1 protein-coding gene is annotated in these 1,637 nt (G+C 41.7%); it reads left to right on the forward strand.

Annotation, left to right across the window (positions count from 1 at the left end):
- Nucleotides 1–120 precede the first annotated feature (120 nt).
- A complete protein-coding gene (locus BN874_RS15965; protein WP_154724977.1) occupies nt 121–1,458 on the forward strand; it encodes a transposase in 1,338 nt (445 codons plus the stop codon).
- Nucleotides 1,459–1,637 lie beyond the last annotated feature (179 nt).

Genomic DNA, 1,637 nt, shown 5'->3' on the forward strand with positions numbered 1-1,637 from the left:
AGCAGTTCCCGGTCTCTTGAAAAGCTCAATTTAATCAATGTATTATAGAAGGTGTTTGTTAACCTTGATTTTGAGTTTTTTGGGGGTTTTGAAGTTAAAACTTATCGGGTACGGTTAATCATGAAGAAATTACCTTCTCGCCCTTTACCAAACTCTTTAAATAAATATGTGTCGGCGCCGACGCTACTGAATCAGGCTCGAAAAGCTTTTGAAAAGATTCCTGACGCCCGCCGTTATGGTCAGCAATTTTCATTACCGGATGTTCTGATGTCTGGTTTAGCGGTCTTTGGCTTAAAATTTCCTTCGTTGTTAAAATTTGACGAGCAACGAAATGAGGAGCGAATTCGGGCTAATCTAAAATCATTATATGGTGTTAAACAGGCTCCCTGTGACACGCAACTTCGGTCGGTATGTGATCAGGTCAATCCGGCGGAAATTCGGGCGCCATTTATTCACATTAACCAGCGATTGTACGACCATCATTTTTTAGAAGGTTTTCGTTATCTCGAGGGTTTTTTAGTCAGCATTGATGGGACGGGGCAATTTGCTTCATCATCGATCAGTTGCCCACAATGTTGTGCGCGTCATCATCGGAATGGCGAAACAGGTTATTATCATCAATTATTAGCCGCAGTGATCGTGCATCCTGATCAGAAACAGGTCTTACCGTTATTTCCTGAAGCCATTACTCATCAAGATGGAGAGACCAAAAATGACTGTGAACTGAATGCCAGTAAACGCTTGGTTAAACAGCTTCGAGAAGCCTTTCCGAACTGGCCAATCTGCGTGGTTGAAGATAGCCTGTTTGCGAATGGCCCTCACATCAAGCTATTGAAAGAACTGAAGGTTGGTTATATCATTTCGGTAAAGCCCGATGGACAAGAATCAATGTTTGATGAGGTTAAAAATCGGGTTTTTAAGAATGAGTGTGAAGAATTTGAGGTATTGGGAGAGGATCAAGTTCTCCGTGGCTACCGATGGATTAATGATATTCCTTTGAACAAGTCACACCCTGACTTACTCGTCAACTTTTTGGATTACTGGGAGATTCGTGAAGGCAAAGAATTCAATTTTTCCTGGGTTACTGACATCAAATTAAATACGAATAATGTTCACCCTGTTATGAAAGGAGGCCGCAGTCGCTGGCATATTGAGAACCAAACGTTTAACACCCTGAAGAATCAAGATTATGAGTTTGAACACAACTTCGGACATGGCCAGCAGTATTTAGCGACCGTGTTTGCAATGTTGATGATGCTGGCATTTCTCATTGATCAAGTGCAAGAATATGGGTGTGCTTTTTTCCAAGCTGCTCGGCAGCGTTTTCATTCGCGCACCTCGCTGTGGATCAAAATCAAAGGACTTTTTACCGAATTCTTTATCGAAAGTTGGGAGGCATTGTGGCGTGCAATTATTTATGGACATGGCGGCGGCGCCTTACAGCCCAATACCTCTTAATCTGGCGAAAGTCTGTTGGTGTGTTCTCTTTCTTTAGTCTGAGATTTGGGGTGGATTTATTCTAGTTAATGGGGTGTTTTTTAACACTTAAGAGTGCTTTTTTTCTTTATTATTAGGTTGCTCTGAAATCATTAATCGACCTATTAAAAAGTGGGTCTAAATAAGGAGAGCGGGAATTG

This window comes from Candidatus Contendobacter odensis Run_B_J11 (assembly GCF_000531125.1).
Taxonomy (GTDB): domain Bacteria; phylum Pseudomonadota; class Gammaproteobacteria; order Competibacterales; family Competibacteraceae; genus Contendibacter; species Contendibacter odensensis.

Coding starts and splice junctions, on each gene's coding strand:
- BN874_RS15965 (WP_154724977.1), top strand. CDS start 121: ATGAAGAAATTACCTTCTCGCCCTTTACCAAACTCTTTAAATAAATAT.